The sequence below is a fragment of the Bradyrhizobium sp. genome, from assembly GCF_035309285.1.
Taxonomy (GTDB): Bacteria; Pseudomonadota; Alphaproteobacteria; order Rhizobiales; family Xanthobacteraceae; genus Bradyrhizobium.
This window is the reverse complement of sequence record NZ_DATGFH010000082.1, coordinates 1-5140: the sequence shown is the minus strand read 5'-3', so window position 1 is coordinate 5140 and position 5140 is coordinate 1. Positions and strand designations below refer to the sequence as shown.

The 5140-nt window shown below is 66.0% G+C and carries 7 protein-coding genes; 1 reads left to right on the top strand and 6 read right to left on the bottom strand.

All coding sequences use genetic code 11. The annotated features are described in order from the left end of the window. A partial coding sequence (locus VKR55_RS16445) for a nitroreductase family protein (protein WP_324404965.1) occupies positions 1 to 813 on the top strand: 813 nt, incomplete at its 5' end. A 179-nt stretch (positions 814 to 992) separates the two neighbouring features. Here the strand turns inward: VKR55_RS16445 and VKR55_RS16440 are convergent. From VKR55_RS16440 to VKR55_RS16415, 6 genes are all read right to left on the bottom strand, one after another. Next, positions 993 to 1280, bottom strand: coding sequence for a hypothetical protein (locus tag VKR55_RS16440; protein WP_324404964.1), 288 nt, complete (start codon positions 1278 to 1280; stop codon positions 993 to 995). Beyond that, on the bottom strand, positions 1238 to 2884 hold the full coding sequence (tnpC, locus tag VKR55_RS16435; RefSeq protein ID WP_324404963.1) for an IS66 family transposase: 1647 nt from the start codon (positions 2882 to 2884) through the stop codon (positions 1238 to 1240). Before tnpC ends, VKR55_RS16440 begins: the two co-directional genes overlap by 43 nt. 73 nt (positions 2885 to 2957) lie before the next feature. Beyond that, positions 2958 to 3305, bottom strand: coding sequence for an IS66 family insertion sequence element accessory protein TnpB (gene tnpB / locus VKR55_RS16430; protein WP_324404962.1), 348 nt, complete (start codon positions 3303 to 3305; stop codon positions 2958 to 2960). Then, on the bottom strand, positions 3302 to 3721 hold the full coding sequence (gene tnpA, locus VKR55_RS16425; protein WP_324404961.1) for an IS66-like element accessory protein TnpA: 420 nt from the start codon (positions 3719 to 3721) through the stop codon (positions 3302 to 3304). The genes tnpB and tnpA overlap by 4 nt, the downstream gene beginning before the upstream one ends. 149 nt (positions 3722 to 3870) lie before the next feature. Continuing rightward, positions 3871 to 4362 carry an SH3 domain-containing protein gene (locus VKR55_RS16420; protein ID WP_324404960.1) on the bottom strand — a complete coding sequence of 164 codons (492 nt, stop codon included), beginning with the start codon at positions 4360 to 4362 and terminating at the stop codon, positions 3871 to 3873. 50 nt (positions 4363 to 4412) lie between these two features. After that, positions 4413 to 5140 (bottom strand): DMT family transporter (locus tag VKR55_RS16415; RefSeq protein WP_324404959.1); only part of this gene is annotated, 728 nt, incomplete at its 5' end.

Here is a 5140-nt window from a genome sequence, read left to right as displayed (position 1 = left end):
TCACGGTTTGATGGCCCGAGAGACCCTCTCTATCCCTACCTCACCCTGCGCTCCGTCGATCGGCGAGCCTATCGGTCGCGTCCACTCCGCAAGTCCGAAATCGACGCCCTTGAACAGGCGCTTGGCACGAATCTCGCGGTGGCTTGGCATCAGGGGGTGCGCAAACGCTGGCTATGGGCTCGTTTGGCAGCGAGAGCCACGGCTATACGCCTGCAAATACCTGAGGCCTTCTTAATCCATCGGAAAATAATCGACTGGGAGCGCGTGCATAGCCCCGATGGGATTCCCGCAGGTACCGTCGGTCTCGACCGCATAAGCTTGAGGCTCATGCGATGGGCAATGGGAAACTGGTCCCGCATGAGGTTCATCAATCGCATCGGCGGCGTGCTCTCTGCTGAGGCGCAGTTGGACTACCTGCCCGGTCTCTGCTGCGCCGCGTTTTTCACCCTGACGTTATTGCAGGGGCGCGAGCGCGACCAGCGCGTAGGGGCACTGCTCCGGGCCGGGCAGGATATCCAGCGTTTCTGGCTGACCGCAACGCGGCTGGGACTTGCCATACAACCCAACCTCGCAATCTTAGCCTTTGCACACTATGGGGAAGCATCGACCACGTTCACCACGGAACCCTCGATGCTTGGAAAGGCCAAGGTTCTGGGCGAAGCCCTGCGCAAAGCTATAACAGGAGATGCCGACCGCTTGGTCTTCGTCGGGCGGATCGGCGAGCCTCATCCGCACATGCCCTTCGAGCGCTCGACTCGACGACCACTCGATGAGCTTCTCGAACGCTCGAACACAGAGCAACTTCCAAGCTGACGACCCACACATAAGAGGGTATCGAGCGGTCCGATCACAAGATCGCTAGTAATCTTGTCGGTCGTGAAGAACTCGAGCCGTGGCTGATTTAGTCGATTTGTGTCGGCGGATTGGTTGTCAGCATCCGGTGAGCACCGCGGTGCCGGTGCGATGGGCGGGCGTGAACTGAACGCAACAGATCAATCGGCCTTTGGGTAGCGAGGCGTCAGGTCCGGGTCGGCCTTATAGATTTCGACGATCTGCGCCAGGTTCTCGATGCCGCGGTCGGTGAAGGCGGTGATCGTCGCTTCACCGGTTCCCCAGACGGTGAGGCAGCCGTCTTCGGGGTCCATTTCGATGGAGATTTCCTGCAGCCAGTCCTCGTCCTCGCCGAGCATCTCAGCGACGCGACTGATGGTGAAGACGTGGCTTATCGCGGCCATGATCAAGCGGCGCGGCTTCCGGGCGTCAGAGATCGCCAGTTCCATGGCAGCAGCTCGTCGAGCCTATGGGCGGGATGGTCGGCGATGCGCGCGAGGATGTCGGCGAGCCAGGCCTGCGGATCGATATCGTTCAACTTGGCGGTGATGATGAGGCTGTACATGATGGCAGCGCGCCGGCCGCCGCGATCCGAACCGCAGAACAGCCAAGATTTTCTGCCGAGCGCGATCCCGCGCACTGCGCGCTCGGCCGCGTTGTTCGAGAGACAGATGCGTCCGTCGTCGAGGAACCTGGTGAAAGCGTCCCAGCGCTTGAGCATGTAGTCCATGGCCTTGGCGACGTCGCTGCCGCGGGAGAGCTTGGCGCGCTGCTCGCGCATCCACGCTCCCAGATCGGCGACCAACGGTGCGCTGAGCTCCTGCCGGACGGCCTTGCGCTGATCGGCACTGTGGCCGTTGATCGCCCGCTCGATCTCGAACAGCGCGTCGATGCGGCGCACGACCTCGAGCGCTAATGGCGAGATCACCGCAGTCTTCTTGCCCTGGGCTTTGCGCCGGGCGTTTTCCGCCAGATCCGCCATGATGAAGAACGGGCGCCGGGCGTGGACCCAGCACGCGGCTTGGAGGATGTCCCCGGGACTTCGGCCGGGGGTGTAGAGCCTGCCGTATCCGCCATAGGCGTCGGCCTGGAGTATCCCGGCGTAGTTGGCCAGGTGCGCCTGTGGATGCTCGCCGGCGCGATCGCGGGAGTAGTAGAACACGGCAGCCGGTGGCGCGGGGCCGCCGAAGGGCTTGTCGTCGCGTACGTAAGTCCAGAGTCGCCCGGTATCGGTCTTGCCTTTGGCAAGCACCGGGACAGTGGTGTCATCGCCATGCAGGCGTTCGGCGGCCAGGACATGGGCCTCGAGTCGCTTCCATACCGGCATCAGCACTGCCGCGCAGGCGCCCACCTGATCGGCCAGGGTCGACAGGCTGAGCGGCACGCCTTCCCTGGCATAGCGTTCGGCCTGGCGGTTCAGCGGCTGATGCTGCCCGTACTTCTCGAACAGGATCATGGCCATCAGGCTTGGGCCCGCCCAGCCGCGGGGCGTCACATGAAACGGCGCCGGCGGCTGGCTGATGCTCTCGCAGTCGCGGCAACTGAACCTCTCCCGCACCGTCTCAATCACCTTCCACCGGCGCGGGATCACCTCCAGCGTCTCGGTGACGTCCTCGCCCAGCTTGGAAAGCCGCATGCCGCCGCAACAGGGGCAGGAGGTTGGACCTGGCACAATCACCCGCTCGCGAGGCAGGTCCTCGGGGAATGGCTTGCGCGCCGGTCGCTTGCGCGTGAAAGCCGCCACGCGCCTAGTCTTGGCCGCGGCCATCTCGGCCAAGAGTTCATCTTCACTGGCCGAGGCCTCCAGTTCCTCGAGCTGCAGCTCCATCTGGTCCAGCAGACGTGCTGACCGCTCGGAGCGCTGACCGTAGAGCTCACGCCGGAGCTTCTCGATCTGCAGCTTCATATGCGCGATCAACGCCTCGTCGTCGGAAAGCTTGGCTTGCGCCGCCGCCGCCAGAGCTTGGGCGGCAATCCGTTCGGCGCGCTCGGCGATCAGTGCCGCCTTCAGAGCATCGATGTCGTCCGGCAGTATGTCGGGCGTGATCGTCACGCCATCGATTGTGCCACATCCTCTCTCCCACGACTTGGCGCCCGCGCAGGGTGAGTCATTCCGTCGCAACCTCTCAGCCGGCCACCTCGGGCCGCCAGGTCCGCACCGGATTGCGCCAATCGATCCCGTCGAGCATGTAGCCGAGCTGCGAGGGCGTGATGGCGACGACGCCATCCGCAGGCGATGGCCAGATGAACCGGCCCCGCTCCAGCCGCTTGGCGTAAAGCGACATGCCGAGGCCGTCGTGCCACAAGACTTTGATCAGGTTCCCGCGACGACCTCTGAAGATGTAGAGATCGCCGGCATGCGGGTCGCGCTTCAGCCCTTCTTGGACTTGCAGCGCCAAGCCGTTCATGCCGCGGCGCATGTCGGTGCATCCCGTCGCGATCCATACGCGCACGCCCGATGGGACCGGGATCATCGTCTCGCCAGAACCCCGATCACCCGTGCGAGCGCCGGTGCACTCACATGCTTATCGACGACCACGCGACAGCCGCCCGCCAGCACGATCTCCATCCGGCCTCCAGGCGAAGAGCCAGCGCCGTCCGCCACCGCGCGCTCCCGATCCGCGGCTGCCGGCTGGCTCGGTTCCGCCGCCATTACCGCGGGCACGAAGGCCACTGCAGTACCGTCGGCCACGCGGTGCGGCCTCAACATGCGGCGCCAAGTGAACAGCAGGTTAGCGTTCAGATCGTGACGTCTGGCCACTATCGAGACCGACGCCCCAGGCGCCTCGGTCTCCGCAACGATCCGCCGCTTCTCCTCGCTCGACCACACGCGCCGGCGACGCCCCTCTCTACAGTCCCCACCTTCCTGCGCTCGTTCCGATACCGGCATTGACGATCGTGTCCATCAGCGCCTTCCTGGACACGATGATCGTGTCCATCACGCCAGCTCGATTGTCGGCTCTTCAACGACCTTCCGTCTAGGCGGCCTTCGGCGGAGGGGTACGTTTCAAATTCAGTTCATCACGTTGCAGCGTTGGCTTACCGCACGTCCTCGTCGGGGTCGACGCCCCAGATCTCGTTGCGGCCGAGCCAGCCTTTGATGTCGGAGATCTCGACGCGGCACCAGGCGCCGCGGCACTCCAGCAGCTTCGCGATGACGCCGGGCTCGGCGCGCGCCACCACGTCGGAGGCGGGATCGGGATCGCGGTGGAGCGGGCGCACGGCGCCGCGCACGATGGCCCCGCGGCTCCCGGTGATCATGCGCTCGTGCACCCAGCCCTCGGTGCCCTGCCAATCCCGGATTTTGCGCCAGACGTCGGACTTGCCGATCACTTCCACGGGCAGGCCCTTGCGATGATAGACCCACTGGATCGGGAACTGCTCGCCGGGGCCGGCGCGCAGATTTACCTCGGCGGCGCGGAGCGTGACGTAGCGCTGCACGGCGGCCGTGTCAGCCGAGGCCGCGCCCACCATGAGCGCGAGCGCGACAAACCAACCGAGATTGAAGAGCAGAAAACGCGGGCGGAGCACGGATATATGCTCTAACCGCCGGGGAGTCCGGGGTCAAGGCGTCGGCTTGCTCAGCGCCGCTGCGCCAGCGCCACGCCCGCGACGATGAGAAGTGCCGCGATGATCAGCGGTGCGGTCAAGGGCTCGCGCAGCACCGCCACCGCGAATCCCAAAGCGATCAACGGTTGCGAGAATTGCGTGGCACCGATCCGGGCGATGCCCCCGCGCTGGAGCGCCCAGTACCAGCAGATGTACCCCGCGATCGTCGAGCCGAGTGCCAAATAAGCGATGGCACTCCAGCCGAGCGCGCCGGCATGGCTCCAGGCCTGCGGTCCGAGCCGCATCGCCGCGAGCGGCAGCAGGATCGCGCCGCCGAGCCCGATGCCCCAGAAGGTCGCGGCCCAGGTGGTGATGGCGTGCGCGAGCCGCGCGCCCGCGACATAGCCGGCCGAGGCCGAGACGCAGGCGGTCAGCACGAGCATATCGCCGCCGAGACTCGCGTCGCTTTGCGCGAGGTCGCTGCGGAACGCCACCAGCGCGACTTCCCCCGCAAAGGCGAGGCCCGCGCCGAGCCACCAGGTGCGGCCCGGTGCCCGGCGCTCGACCGCGCTCGCAATGAGACCCGTGAAGAGCGGCGTCACCGCAAGCACCAGCGCCGCGTGCGAGGCCGAGGTGTAGCGCACGCCGAGCCCGAACAGCACCGGGAAGAGCACGAACCCGCCGAGCGCCGAAACCAGGAGCTGGAGCCATTGCACGACCCCGCTCGGGCGCGCGAGGCGGAGCGCCAAGCCGAGCGGCA